At 71.7% G+C, this 12,617-nt stretch carries 12 protein-coding genes; 7 read left to right on the top strand and 5 right to left on the bottom strand.

The features are described from left to right. Positions 1-22: 22 nt before the first annotated feature. On the bottom strand, positions 23-403 hold the full coding sequence (locus Pma05_RS06555) for a hypothetical protein (protein ID WP_239311789.1): 381 nt from the start codon (positions 401-403) through the stop codon (positions 23-25). 193 nt (positions 404-596) lie between these two features. Between Pma05_RS06555 and Pma05_RS06550 the strand changes: the two genes are divergently transcribed. The 3 genes from Pma05_RS06550 (at position 597) to Pma05_RS43410 (ending at position 2,352) form a co-directional block, all read left to right on the top strand. Continuing rightward, on the top strand, positions 597-893 hold the full coding sequence (locus Pma05_RS06550) for a hypothetical protein (protein WP_203856380.1): 297 nt from the start codon (positions 597-599) through the stop codon (positions 891-893). Beyond that, complete coding sequence (locus Pma05_RS06545; protein ID WP_239311786.1) at positions 890-1,258, top strand: DoxX family protein; 369 nt, start codon at positions 890-892, stop codon at positions 1,256-1,258. The genes Pma05_RS06550 and Pma05_RS06545 overlap by 4 nt, the downstream gene beginning before the upstream one ends. 68 nt (positions 1,259-1,326) lie before the next feature. Then, positions 1,327-2,352, top strand: coding sequence for a phosphotransferase (locus Pma05_RS43410; protein WP_203856379.1), 1,026 nt, complete (start codon positions 1,327-1,329; stop codon positions 2,350-2,352). A 104-nt stretch (positions 2,353-2,456) separates the two neighbouring features. On the opposite strand, the gene Pma05_RS06535 is transcribed toward Pma05_RS43410, so the two are convergent. The 3 genes from Pma05_RS06535 to htpG form a co-directional block, all read right to left on the bottom strand. Next, positions 2,457-3,611 carry an SGNH/GDSL hydrolase family protein gene (locus Pma05_RS06535; protein WP_203856378.1) on the bottom strand — a complete coding sequence of 385 codons (1,155 nt, stop codon included), beginning with the start codon at positions 3,609-3,611 and terminating at the stop codon, positions 2,457-2,459. A 32-nt stretch (positions 3,612-3,643) separates the two neighbouring features. Then, positions 3,644-4,183 carry an SsrA-binding protein SmpB gene (gene smpB, locus Pma05_RS06530; RefSeq protein WP_203856377.1) on the bottom strand — a complete coding sequence of 180 codons (540 nt, stop codon included), beginning with the start codon at positions 4,181-4,183 and terminating at the stop codon, positions 3,644-3,646. A 210-nt stretch (positions 4,184-4,393) separates the two neighbouring features. Next, positions 4,394-6,307 carry a molecular chaperone HtpG gene (gene htpG / locus Pma05_RS06525; protein WP_203856376.1) on the bottom strand — a complete coding sequence of 638 codons (1,914 nt, stop codon included), beginning with the start codon at positions 6,305-6,307 and terminating at the stop codon, positions 4,394-4,396. 362 nt (positions 6,308-6,669) lie between these two features. On the opposite strand from htpG, the gene Pma05_RS06520 reads away from it, so the two are divergent. Further along, positions 6,670-9,714, top strand: coding sequence for an AfsR/SARP family transcriptional regulator (locus tag Pma05_RS06520; RefSeq protein WP_203856375.1), 3,045 nt, complete (start codon positions 6,670-6,672; stop codon positions 9,712-9,714). Between the two features lie 158 nt (positions 9,715-9,872). Here Pma05_RS06520 and Pma05_RS06515 read toward each other — a convergent pair whose 3' ends face one another. Further along, on the bottom strand, positions 9,873-10,322 hold the full coding sequence (locus tag Pma05_RS06515) for an SRPBCC family protein (protein ID WP_239311784.1): 450 nt from the start codon (positions 10,320-10,322) through the stop codon (positions 9,873-9,875). Positions 10,323-10,373: 51 nt separating this feature from the next. On the opposite strand from Pma05_RS06515, the gene Pma05_RS06510 reads away from it, so the two are divergent. The 3 genes from Pma05_RS06510 to Pma05_RS06500 all read left to right on the top strand — a co-directional run bounded on the left by Pma05_RS06510 (position 10,374) and on the right by Pma05_RS06500 (position 12,606). Continuing rightward, positions 10,374-10,958 (top strand): TetR/AcrR family transcriptional regulator, encoded by a 585-nt coding sequence (locus tag Pma05_RS06510; protein ID WP_203856374.1) that lies wholly within the window; start codon positions 10,374-10,376, stop codon positions 10,956-10,958. Positions 10,959-11,065: 107 nt separating this feature from the next. Continuing rightward, positions 11,066-11,842 (top strand): hypothetical protein, encoded by a 777-nt coding sequence (locus tag Pma05_RS06505; protein ID WP_203856373.1) that lies wholly within the window; start codon positions 11,066-11,068, stop codon positions 11,840-11,842. Positions 11,843-12,057: 215 nt separating this feature from the next. Next, positions 12,058-12,606 carry a hypothetical protein gene (locus Pma05_RS06500; protein WP_203856372.1) on the top strand — a complete coding sequence of 183 codons (549 nt, stop codon included), beginning with the start codon at positions 12,058-12,060 and terminating at the stop codon, positions 12,604-12,606. The last annotated feature ends 11 nt before the right edge of the window (positions 12,607-12,617 follow it).

The following is a 12,617-nucleotide window of genomic DNA, read 5'->3' as shown; positions in this document are numbered from 1 at the left end:
AGGACGTGATCCTGGCCCGCCGTCAGTCCGGCGGCTCCGAGTTCGCCGTCAGCTCCGAGTCGGGCGTCTGATCCAAGTCGGGCGTCTGATCCGAGTCGGGCGTCTGATCCGGGGTCACCGTCTGGGCCGAGCTGCGCCGCTCCAGGAACGAGTCCGGGGCGGCGGCTGCCTCGGCGATCCGGCGCTCCGACTCCGTCGTCCGCGGGTCGGACTCGGCCAGCACCGCCGCGCCGGCCTCGCGCCGATCGGACTCGGCCAGCACCGCCGCGCCGGCCTCGCGCCGATCGGACTCGGCCAGCACGGCCGCGGCCTGCGCCTCCGGGTCGTCGCTGCCCACGGCCGCTTCCTCCGGGAGCAGGTGGGCGGCCCGGCTCTCGACCCGGTCACTCGGCTCTTCACTCATGCCGTGATCCATACCCGAACCGTCCCGCCGCTACTCGCCGCTACTCGCTGGAACATTCCCGCGCGCCGCCGGACCGCCCGCCGCAGCGGGGGGAACGGTGTCTCACGGATGGGGGGTCACCTTTCGCGCGTGCACAGCGTCAGGAGGGCGAGAGGCCAACAACCTGACGAGCGCGTTTCTGGAGGAGCCACGCATGAGCGTACAAATCGTCCGCTTCAGGACCGATGCCGAACGGATCCCGGAAGTCGAAGACGCCATCAAGAAGCTGTTCACCGCAGTCGAAGAAGCCGCTCCGACCGGCATCCACTACACCGCAGCGCGGGTCGGTGACGGCGCCGAGTTCTTGCTGTCCCTGCGGCTCGTAGACAGCAACGCCAACCCGCTCCTCGACATCCCGGCGACCCTCGCGTTCCGGACCAGGGTCGCGGAGTGGGCGGGTGCGCCGGTACCCCCGCAGCCGCTCACCGTGCTGGGGCGGTACTCCCGGTGATCGCCGTACTCGAAGGTGGGCTGCTCGTCGCCACCGTCGGCTGCATCCTGGCCAACGCCCTCGAGGTGGTCGCGAAGGTCGTCCGGGCACAGTTCGTGATGCGGAACTCCACCGAGGTCGGCCTGGAACCGCGCTGGATCCCCTACCTCGCGTTCCTGGAGGGATCCGGCGTCGCCGGACTCGTACTCGGACTCCTCGGAGTGCCGCTGCTTGGTCTGGCCGCTGCCGTCGGGCTGGTGTTGTTCTTCGTCGGAGCGATTGTCGCCCACGTCCGGGCGCGGGTGTTCCACAACATCGCCTTCCCCCTCGCCTTCCTGGGCCTGGCGGTGGCCGCAGTCGGACACTTCGGCTGGTCAGGCACCTGACCGACCATCCCCGTCTGCCACCGGGGAAACCCGGTGCGCGGCGACGCCCCGCGCACTAGCGTGACGGCGTGACGGTGGAGACCTCGGCGGAGGATCGGCTCGGCGCTGGCTGGCGGGCCGAGAGCGACGCCTGGATCACGGGCCGGCTGGCCGAGCGGGGCATCGCCGGCACCGGTCCGGTGCACACCGTCCGGGTCCGCGCCTGGTCGATAGTGCGGCGCGTGGAGACCAGCGCCGGCCGGATGTGGTTCAAGGCGAACGTGCCGGGCAACGGCTTCGAGGCGGCCGTGGTCGAGGCTCTGGCGGGCTGGGTGCCGGACCTGGTCGTACCGCCGCTGGCCGTGGACCGGGACCGGGGCTGGCTACTCGGGCCGGACGGCGGGACGATCCTGCGGGAGACGGCGGCGGGGCGGCCCGGCCCGGTCCGCTGGGCGGAGCTGCTGCGGACGTACGCCGGTCTGCAACGTGCGGTGGCCCCGCACGCCGACCGGCTGGTCGGGCTCGGCGTGCCGGACCTGCGGCCGGCGCGGATGCCGGCCGCGCTGGCCGGGCTGCTGGCCGATCCGACGGTCCGGCTCGCGGAGCCGCACCGGGCCGCCCTGGTCACGCTCCTGCCCGAGTACGACTGCTGGTGCGCCGACCTGGCCAACGACGGGCTGCCGGCGTCGATCCAGCACGACGACCTGCACGACGGCAACGTCTTCGTCGGCGCCGCCGGGATGCGGTTCTTCGACTGGGGCGACGCCTGCCTGGCCCACCCGTTCGGCAGTCTGCTCGTCGCCCTCGGCGTCGCCGCCGACCAACTCGGTGTCGACCCGGCCGGTCCGGAACTGTCCCGGCTCCGGGACGCATACCTGGAACCCTGGACCGACCTGCGGGACCGCGCCGACCTGCGACACTCGGTCCGGTTGGCGCTGCGGGTGGCGAAGGTCGGCCGGGCGGTGTCCTGGCAGCGGGCGCTACGCGGCGCGACCGCCCCCGACTGGCAGCGGGCGCTCGGCGGGCCGACCCCGATCGCCGCCGAACACACGACGGCGCCGGCCGCCTGGCTGGAGACCCTCGTCGAGCCCGCACCCGGTCAGGACGCGCGCTGAACGATCCAGGTGACCGAGCCTCTTCACCCTGAACCCGCGTGGCGCGCACGCACCGCGTCCGACCTAGCGGTCCGGCTAACCGCAAAGGGGAGATTGAAAATGGTTCAGCACTCGAAGAGGTGGGCCGGGACGGCGTCGGCGAGCATCCGGTAGCCGACCGGGTTGAGGTGCAGGTGGTCGCCGGTGTCGGCGGTCGGGAGCAGTCGACGGGGGTGCACCGGATCCCGGACGGCACGATCGAAGTCCATCACGGAGTCGAACCGGCCGCTGGTGCGGATCCACTCGTTGACCGCCTGGCGGGTGGCCTCCCGAAGCCCGGTCGGGTCGTCGTAGTCGGGGTTGCCGCCGAACGGGGTCAGCGTCGCGCCGTACACCCGGATGCCCTGCGCGTGCGCCCGGGTGACGATCTGGTCGTACGCGGTGACCAGGTCGTCGCCGACCGCCCGCTGGGCGTACTCGGTGGCCTCGGCGGTGCCGATGTCGTTGACCCCCTCGAACACCACTAGCCAGGCGACGCCGCTCTGCGCCAGTACGTCCCGGTCCAGCCGGGCCAGCGCGTTCGGCCCGAGCCCGTCGTCGAGTACCCGGTTGCCCCCCGCCGCCTGGTTCACCACCGCGACCTCCCCGGTCGGGTGGTACCCGTGCAGCCGGTCCACGAGCTGGTCGGGCCAGCGGTCGTTCCCGTTGGTGGTGGAGCCGCGCCCGTCGGTCAACGAGTCGCCGAGCAGCACCGCGACCCTGGTGCCGGACCCGGCCGGCACCTCCAGGCCGCTGAGCAGGTACCAGTGCTCGACCGGGGTGGCGCCGGGCAGCGTCGACTCCGCGACGTGGTTGCCGCGCAGCAGGTAGGAGGTGGTCCGGGAGCCGGGATGCGAGGTGACCCGCTCCGACGCCTGCCCCTCGGCGAGATAGAGCGTCACGGTGAGGTTGGCCCGGGCCGGCACGGCGAGGTCGACCGGGTCGGAGACGAGTTGCGCCCCGACCGGGACGGTCACCGACGCGCGACCGCTGAAGGTGACCGGCCGTGCGCTGCCGGGCCGGATCGCGCTGACCCCGGCCCTGCCCCCCGCCGGCAGCGCCACCGTGGCGGCGGTGATCGGCAGTGGCGCCCCGCCGAACGCGTTGGAGAGGCGCAACCGGATCCGCGATCCGGCCGCCGACACCCGGATGGTCTGCCGGAGCGTGCTGTCGGCGAGCACCCGGTCGTGCTCGGTGAATGGTGGCGGCGGCATGTTGTGCGGCTCGGCGAGCTGCGGCATCGACGCCCAGCTCGTCGCCCAGAGCTGCACGGTCAGGCCGGGGGCGGCGCGGACGCCCGGGACCGCCGGGACATGCCCTTGAGGTGGCGCCCCAACTCCCGGGCGATCTCCCGGTTGGCGTCCCGCTCGGCCAGGGCCTGGCGCTTGTCGTAGGACCGCTTGCCGCGCGCGACGCCGAGTTCGACCTTGGCCCAGCCGTTCGAGAAGTACAGCGACAGCGGCACCAGGGTCAGGCCGGGATCGTGGATCCGGTCCAGGATCTTGTTGATCTCCACTCGCCGGAGCAGCAGCTTACGCATCCGCTTCGGCTGGTGGTTCGTCCAGGTCCCGTAGGCGTACTCCGCGATGTGCAGCCCGTAGAGCCAGAGTTCGCCGTCGCGCTCCTGGGCGAACGCGTCGACCAGCGACGCCTGCCCGGCCCGCAGCGACTTGACCTCGGTGCCGCGCAGCGCGATCCCCGCCTCGTACGTCTTCAGGACCGCGTACTCGTGCCGCGCCTTCTTGTTCGAGGCGATGAGCCTGCGCTCGACTTCCCTGGACGCGACGACCTCCCCAGCGTCTCGACCCGGCACCCGGGCCGCCCGGCCGTACCGAGCAGCCAGACTATACGCAGAGGTCAGCACCGGATCGACGGATTTTCCGGTCGCCTGACAGGGGGACGGTCGACGCGCCAGGTGCTGGTCTCGCCCAGCGGCCCGGGGCGCCAAGCTGGTGCCTGGCCTCCCGGGCCGCCCCGCGTGGTGCCCGGCGGCCTGGCGCCGGCCGGGCCAACCGAGCCGGGATCAGAGGGTACGGGCGAGCCGCTCGGCGAGCAGCCGGGTGAACCGGGCCGGGTCGCCGAGTTCGCCGCCCTCGGCGAGCAGCGCCATCCCGTACAGCAGTTCGGCGGTCTCGGCGACCGTCGGGTCGTCCTTGCGCTGCCCGTACGCCTCCCGCAGCCCGCTCACCAGCGCGTGCGAGGGGTTGAGTTCCAGAATCCGCTTCACCGCCGGCACCTCCTGCCCCATCGCCCGGTACATCTTCTCCAGGGTCGGGGTCATGTCCTCGGCGTCGCCGACGATGCAGGCCGGTGAGGTGGTCAGCCGGGACGACAGCCGCACCTCCTTGACGTTCTCCGCGAGCTGGCTGGTCAGCCAACCGAGCAGGTCGGCGAAGTCCTTCTCCTGCTGCTCCCGCTCCGGGCCGGCGTTCTCCTTCTCCTCCTCGGAGTCGAGGTCGACCTGTCCCTTGGCGATCGACTGGAACTTCTTCCCGTCGAAGTCCGGCACCGAGGAGACCCACATCTCGTCGATCGGGTCGGTGAGCAGCAGTACCTCGTAGCCCTTGGCCCGGAACGCCTCCATGTGCGGCGAGTTCTCGATCATGGTGCGGGACTCGCCGGTGGAGTAGTAGATGTCGGTCTGCCCGTCCTTCATCCGCTCGACGTACTCGGCGAGGGTGGTCAACTGCTCCTGGTCGTGGGTGGAGGCGAACGAGGAGATCTCCAGGATCGTGCTCTGGTTGTCGAAGTCGTCGAGCAGGCCCTCCTTGACCGCCTTGCCGAACTCCGACCAGAAGGTCTTGTAGCGCTCGGCGTCGTTGGCCCGCATCTCCTTGACCGTGGAGAGCACCTTCTTGACCAGGCGGCGGCGCATCAACTGGATGTGCCGGTCCTTCTGGAGGATCTCCCGGGAGATGTTCAGCGACAGGTCCTGCGCGTCCACCACGCCCTTGACGAAGCGCAGGTATTCGGGCATCAGCTCCTGGCAGTCGTCCATGATGAAGACCCGCTTGACGTAGAGCTGCACGCCGCGCTTGGCGCCCCGCATGAAGAGGTCGTACGGTGCGCGGGACGGGATGAAGAGCAGCGTCTCGTACTCGAAGGTCCCCTCGGCCCGCATGTGGATGGTCTCCAGCGGGTCGGTCCAGTCGTGGCTGAGGTGCCGGTAGAACTCCTTGTACTCGTCTTCCTTGACGTCGTCCTTCGACCGCGCCCAGAGCGCCTTCATCGAGTTGAGCGTCTCGGTCTCGCTCGTCGTCTTGCCGTCGTCGTCGGCCCGCTCGACCGCCATCCGGATCGGCCAGGCGATGAAGTCCGAGTAGCGCTTGACGATTTCCCGGATCTTCCACTCGGCGGTGTAGTCGAAGAGCTGGTCCTCCTTGTCCTCCGGCCGGAGGTGCAGGGTCACCGAGGTGCCCTGCGGCGCCTCGTCGACCGTCTCGACCGCATAGGTGGCCCCGCCGTCGGATTCCCAGCGGGTCGCGGTCGACTCGCCCGCGCGCCGGGTGAGCAGGGTGACCTTGTCTGCGACCATGAAGCTGGAGTAGAAACCGACCCCGAACTGTCCGATGAGGTCCTGCGAGCCGGCCGCGTCCCTGGTCTCCCTGATCTTTTCCAGGAGTTCCGCCGTGCCGGACTTGGCGATGGTGCCGATCAGGATGACGACCTCGTCCCGGGACATCCCGACGCCGTTGTCCCGGACGGTGAGCGTACGCGCCTCCCGGTCGACCTCGATGGCGATGTGCAGGTCGGAGGTGTCGACCGCCAGCTCCTTGTCGGCGAACGCCGCCAACCGTAGTTTGTCGAGCGCGTCCGAGGCGTTGGAGATGAGTTCCCGCAGGAAGATGTCCTTGTTCGAATAGATCGAATGGACCATCAGCTGGAGTAGCTGACGCGCCTCGGCCTGGAACTCGAAGGTTTCGGTTCCGGTGCTCATGTGATCCTCCACGAAAATGCCCACTGCGCCGACAACCGAGCGACGCCGGTGATCCTGGCCCGGGGATACGCTCCGGACAGCCGGCGCCATACTAAATGACCCCGGCACGGCGACCACGCGGACCCGTCGCACCGACCAGCCGGTTTCGGCTCGTCGCAGCCGGCTCGTCAACAGCCGGCTCGTCACGGCCGGGTCCGTCGCCAGCCGGCTCGGTCGCCAGCCGGGTCCGTCGCCGGCCTCACTGGGATGCGGGACACCCCGAGCGGCGAATTCGCCACGGACGGTCGTTGTGTGATCCTTGAACCGGTCGTCCAACCCGACACCGGGCAGGGTTGCCCCGACCAGGCGGAGGTTCGCGGACGGTGCTGGAGTTTCGGCTGCTCGGCGACATCGACGTCCGCGTCGACGGGCACCGGATCGAGATGGGCCCGGCCCGACAGCGCTGCGTCCTGGTCGCGCTCCTGGTCGAGGCGAACGAACTCGTCTCCGTCGACCAACTGCTGGACCGGGTCTGGGGCGACCGCCGCCCGCAGCGGGCCCGCGAGACGCTCTACAGCTACCTCTCCCGGCTGCGCACCTGCCTCTCCCCCGCCGGAGGCGTCACGGTGCTGCGCCGGTCGGCCGGTTACCAGTTGGCCGTCGAGCCGGACACCGTCGACCTGCACCGGTTCCGGGGACTGGTCCGGCAGGCCCGGAGTACGTCGGACGAGGGCCGGGCGCTCGGGCTCTTCGACGAGGCGCTCGGGCTGTGGCGGGGCGAGGCGTTCGCGCACCTGGAGACGCCGTGGCTCAGCGCCCTGCGTACGGCGCTGGGGCAGGAGCGGTTCGCCGCCGAACTCGACCGCTGCGACATCGCGCTGCGCCAGGGACGGCACGCGACGCTGTTGCCGGAGCTGACCCGGCGGGCCGGTGAGCATCCGTTGGACGAGCGCGTCGCCGGGCAGCTCATGCTCGCGCTGTACCGGAGCGGCCGGCAGGCCGACGCGCTGGAGCACTACACCCGGCTGCGGCACCGGCTGGCCGACACCCTCGGCGTCGACCCCGGCCCGGAACTGCGCCGGCTGCATCTGCGGATGTTGCACACCGACCCGGAACTGGCCAGCCCGTCCGGCGGCGGCACCGAGGCCGCCCCGCCGGTGTCGACCCCGCCCCGCCCGCACCAACTGCCGCCGACCGTCGCCGACTTCACCGGCCGCGACGATGCCGTCGGCTGGCTGGAGAGCCGCCTCACCGGTCCGGCCGACCGACTGCGGGTCGTCGCGCTCTCCGGGCCGGCCGGCGTCGGGAAGTCCAGCCTGGCCTGGTATGTGGCGCACCGGCTGCGCCGGGAGTACCCGGACGGGCAGCTCTACGCGGACCTGCGGGGCACCTGGCCGGACCCGGCGGACGCGTTCGCCGTACTCGGGCGCTTTCTGCGGGTCCTCGGGATCCCCGACAGTTTGCACAGCGACAGTCTGGAGGAACGTGCCGGCCAGTTCCGGGACGCGGTGCACGATCGGCGGCTGCTGGTCGTACTCGATGATGCCCGGTCCGCCGCGCAGGTCCGGCCGCTGCTCCCCGGCGGCGCTCCGGGCGCGCTCATCGTCACCAGCCGGGCTCGGCTGACCGGGCTGGAGGGCGCCGCCCACCTCGGGTTGGCGACCTTCGCGCCGGACGAGGCGATCAAGCTGCTGGCGCGGATCGTCGGGCCGGACCGGGCCGGCACCGAACCCGACGCGGTGGCGGAGATCGTCCGGCTCTGCGGATACCTGCCACTGGCGGTACGCATCGCCGCGGCCCGGCTCGCCGCCCGGCCGCACTGGCGACTCGGGCAGCTCGCCGAACGGCTCCGCGACGAACTCGGCCGGCTCGACGAACTCGCCACCGACGACCTGGAGGTACGCGCCAGCCTTGGGCTCAGCTACCGGGCCCTGGCCGAGCCGGCCCGCCGGATGCTCCGGCTGCTGAGCCTGCTCGACGCGCCCGACGTGCCGGCCTGGGCCGGTGCCGCGATGCTCGACGTGCCGCCGGTCCAGGCGGAGAGCCTGCTGGAGTCGCTGGTCGACGCGTGCCTGCTGGAGCTGCTCGACCCGGCCGGCGGCGAGCCCCGGTACGGGATGCACGACCTCGTCCGGCTCTTCGCCCGGGAGCGGGCCGCCGCCGAGGAGTCCGACGAGGTCCGGCGGGCCGCGCTGGAGCGGGCGTTCGGGGCGTGGCTGACCCGGGCGGAGGCGGCGGACGAGCGGCTGCCGACCCGTACCCTGGCCCGGATCTCCGGTCCGGCCCGCCGCTGGCCGCCGGCCGCCCCGGCCGGACCGGTGGCGGATCCGGTCGGCTGGTTCGACCGCGAGCGGCCGGCGCTGGTCGCCTCGATCCGGCAGGCCGCCGGGCTCGACCTGGCCGACCTCGCCTGGAACCTCGCCGCGACCACCCAGCCCTGCTACGAACTGCGCGGCATGCACGACGAGGCGCGGCAGCTCCACCAGGCGGCGCTGCGGGCCTGCCGGCGGGCCGGGGAACTGCGCGGTGAGGCGGTACTGCTGCGCAACCTCGCCGACCTGTGGACCTCGCGGCCCGGCGTCGAACTGCGGGACAAGCTCGACGCGGCCGAGGCGGCGCTGCGGATCTTCCGGCTGGTCGGCGAGCCGCGCGGGGTGGCGGACGCGCTCTGGCTCTGCGCCGACGTCTACCGGGTCAGCGGCCGGCACGCGGAGGCGGCACCGCTGCTCGCCGAGGCGCTGTCGATCTCGACCGCCGCCGGCTACCAGCTCGGCGAGTGCCACGCGCTGGCGCAGCGCGCCATCATCAGCCGGGAACAGGGACGCGACGAGGTCGCCCGGGACCTCGGGCACCGATACCTGGACCTGGCTCGCCAGATGGGGGCCCGCCGGGACGAGAGCACCGCGCTGACCCTGCTCGGCCTGACGTACGGGGAACTCGACCGGCCCGAGCCGGGCCAGGAATACCTTCGGCAGGCGGTGGCGGTCGCCCGGGAGACCGGCGACGAGGTGCAGGAGACGTACGCGCTGGCTCGGCTGGGTCAGCTCTACGCCGTACTCGGCCATCCGTCCGCCCGGCACACCCTGGCGGTGGCGCTGGCCCGCAGTCAGGCCGACGGGCTGGCGTTCGGCGAGGCGATCTCGTTGGCCGGGCTCGGCGAACTGGAGCTGATCGACGGCCGTCCCCGTCGGGCGGTGGCGTTGCTGCGCCGGGTGCTCCAACTGCTCGGGGAGCCACGGTTCCACTTCCTCCGGGCGCGGGCGCTGACCGTACTCGGACAGGCGTACGCCACTGTGGACGACGACCCGGCCGCCGGGTCGGCGTGGTCCGCCGCGTACGCGCTGTTCCGGCAGATCGACAACGAGCCGGCGGCGGATCGGGTGGCCGCGCTGTTGCCCGGGATCCCGGTCCAGCGGACGGTCCACTGACGCACGATCGGCGGCCGGCCGAATCCGGCCCGGCGACCGGCACCGTTGCGGGCCCGGCGCGGGGATCAGCTTGGGCGGGTGGCCGTGGCGGGCCGTGGCGGGGATCAGGTTGGGCGCAGGGATCAGTTGGGCGGGTGGCCGTGGCAGGCCGAGCGGGATCAGCTTGGGCGGGTGGCCGTGGCGGTGGCGTGCGCGGCGAGGCCGGCCGCGACCTGGCCGATGAACCGGCCGAGCACCCGGCGGTAGAACCAGCCGGTGCCGGGAAGCTTGGCGGAGAAGGTGGAGTGCCAGCGGATCGAGGTGCCGCCGCGCTCCGGGGTGAGGTCGACGTCGGCCCGGTAGTCGCGCAGCGGCAGCCCGGAGAGGAGTTCGTAGCTGAACCGGCGGTCCGGCACCCGCTCGACCACCCGCTCCCGGCTGGTCGTCCGGCCGGTCCGGAAGACCCGGATCGCGCCGACCCCCTCCGGCTCGTCCGCGCCGGGGCGCTCCAACTCGAAGGAGCCCAGTGGGGACCAGCCGGGCCAACCGGCCCCGTCGACGAGCAACGCGTAGACCACCGCCGGGCTGGCCGTGGTGTGCACCCGCACGTCGATCTCTTTCCGTGCCACGTCGCGCCCTCCTCCGCTCCTGTACCAACTGGTACGTGTACCGTATGGTACATGCCTGCTGGAGTACGGGAAGAACTGCTCTCCCGCGTCGTCGACCGGATCGCCGAACAGGGCGTCGGCGCGCTGAGCCTGCGCCGGTTGGCGGCGGACCTCGGCACCAGCCACCGGATGCTGATCTACCACTTCGGATCCAAGGAGGGACTGCTCGTCGAGGTGGTCCGGGAGATCGAGCGCCGACAGCGGGCCGCACTGGCCAGTGTGGACTTCGACCCGGCCACCGCGCCTGCGGACGCGATCCGGAGCATGTGGCGGCGGCTCGCCGATCCGGCAGTCTGGCCGTACGAGCGGCTCTTCTTCGAGCTGTACGGGCAGGCGGTGCAGGGCTATCCGGGCACCACGGCACTACTGGAGGGAGTCGTGGACAGTTGGCTCGACCTCAACGTCGAGTTGGCCGCCCGCCGGGGCGTACCGGCCGAGGTGGCCCGGACGCACGCCCGGCTCGGCCTGGCGGTGATCCGGGGACTGCTGCTCGACCTGCTCGCCACCGGGGACCGGGCCGGCACCGACGCGGCGCTGGAAGCCTTCGCCGTGGGATACGAGGCGGGCCTGCCGGTACCATCGGCGGTGGGTTACTGACCTGACATCCTCTCCGCCCTAGAGAGCGAGCGGGTAGCCCGCACAGGGATAGGATCCGGGCCGCCTGGTCCCAGCGCCGAGGGCGCGGTAGCGGAAGGAGCCCCTCGATGGGAACTCGCCGGCATACCTCTATGGCGCTGACGGCGGTCGTCGTCTCACTCGCCCTGGCCCTCAATGGCTGTGGGCTCTCGGGCCGGGCGGACGGGCAACCCGCGCCCGTCGAGACCACCCCGAGGCAGCTCACCGCACTGGAGAAGCTGGCGGAGTCGGCGGCGCGGATGAACGCCACGACCATCGGAATCTCGATGCGTGCGCCGGGAGTGACGTCGGAGGCCAGGCTGGATCCGGTCGGCCGGAAGGGCACCCTGCGGATGGAACTGGACCAGGTCGACGGCGAGACTCTGGTGGTCGAGCTGATCCGGGTGGAGCAGGACCAGTACACAAGGTTGTCCGGCTTGCCAGGACTGCCGCGGAAGTGGCTGCGGATCCCGGCTGGGAGCGTCGCGAAGGGCAGTGCGCTGGATTTCATGCCGGAGGACGACCCGAGCGGTGCCATCACCCTGGTGAAGAGCATCGTCAACGCGAAACGGGACGGCGGGCACACCTTCCTCGGCACCATCGACCTGACCCGGTCGGGACGGGCCGGCGGGCGGGCGCTCAACGAGTTCACCGAGCGGTTGACCGCGGTTCCGTTCGAGGTCTTCACCGAACCTCAGGGCCGATGGAGCTGGATCGAGATCGACGTACCGAGCGTCGTGCCGGAGCTGGCCATGCTCAGGTTCAGTTACCACAGTTGGGGAGAGCCGGTGACCGCCCAGGCACCGCCGCCCGGGGAGGTCGACGACGCCCCACAGGCGCTTCTCAAGGACCTTGTCGAGGCGTGACCCGGCCCGCCGCTGCCGTTCGGCGCGCATCGCTGATCGTCTGATCCGTTTGTCCTGGCCGCCCTTGGCCGGGCCGGATGCCGACATCGCCTACCTTTGATGTCGACGGTCCGATGCCAGGGGAGACGGCCATGGCGGACAGCGAAGAGACCCGATCGGCACGCTTCACCCGACGGGCCCATGCGCTGAGTGGCGTCATCGGAGGAGTCCTCATCTTGATTGCCGCGTTCGGTGGGATCTGGGGCCTGGTCGGTGGCTTTTTCGACGGTGACGGCCCGGACAGTGCCACACCTGGCGCCTCCCGTTCCGCGTCCGTGGCCCCGGCCTCCCCGCCCACCGGACCAGCCGCTGGCGACGCACCCGTAGAGATCCCCGACGACCCGGCGGAACTGGTGGTGCCAGCCCCGTTGCGCGGCACCTGGACCGGCACCGCCTACCACACGGACAAGAGGACCGACAGGTACGCCCTGAAGATCACCTTGACGGCGACCAAGGGCAAGGGCGCCACGGTCGGGACGTACCGCCACGACGTCCTGGACAGCGACGGTACGTGGTGCGCCGGGAAACTGAAGCTGGTGGGGAGCCAACCGGAAGACCTCGAACTCGAGATGGAACGGACCAGCGGCACCGCACGAGCGCTCGGCGGACCCTCCTGTGCGGTGCACACCGAGGTACATCTGCGGATGCTGCCGGATGGAAGAGCCGCCTATACCTACGGCACCCACCTCGGCGCCAATTTCACGGCCACTCTCGCCAGGAGATAGCCACTGACAAC

Origin of the sequence: Plantactinospora mayteni (genome assembly GCF_016862935.1) — a bacterium.
Classification (GTDB): Bacteria; Actinomycetota; Actinomycetes; order Mycobacteriales; family Micromonosporaceae; genus Plantactinospora; species Plantactinospora mayteni.
The sequence above is the reverse complement of the archived record's forward strand: the minus strand, read 5'-3'. Positions and strand labels throughout refer to the sequence as shown.

What these genes read in the sequence shown, in the direction of transcription:
- Pma05_RS06505 (WP_203856373.1), top strand. Translation starts at nt 11,066, where the DNA reads ATGGGAACTCGCCGGCATACCTCTATGGCGCTGACGGCGGTCGTCGTC.
- htpG (WP_203856376.1), bottom strand. Translation starts at nt 6,307, where the DNA reads ATGAGCACCGGAACCGAAACCTTCGAGTTCCAGGCCGAGGCGCGTCAG.
- Pma05_RS06555 (WP_239311789.1), bottom strand. Translation starts at nt 403, where the DNA reads ATGAGTGAAGAGCCGAGTGACCGGGTCGAGAGCCGGGCCGCCCACCTG.
- Pma05_RS06510 (WP_203856374.1), top strand. Translation starts at nt 10,374, where the DNA reads ATGCCTGCTGGAGTACGGGAAGAACTGCTCTCCCGCGTCGTCGACCGG.
- Pma05_RS06550 (WP_203856380.1), top strand. Translation starts at nt 597, where the DNA reads ATGAGCGTACAAATCGTCCGCTTCAGGACCGATGCCGAACGGATCCCG.
- Pma05_RS06535 (WP_203856378.1), bottom strand. Translation starts at nt 3,611, where the DNA reads ATGCCGCAGCTCGCCGAGCCGCACAACATGCCGCCGCCACCATTCACC.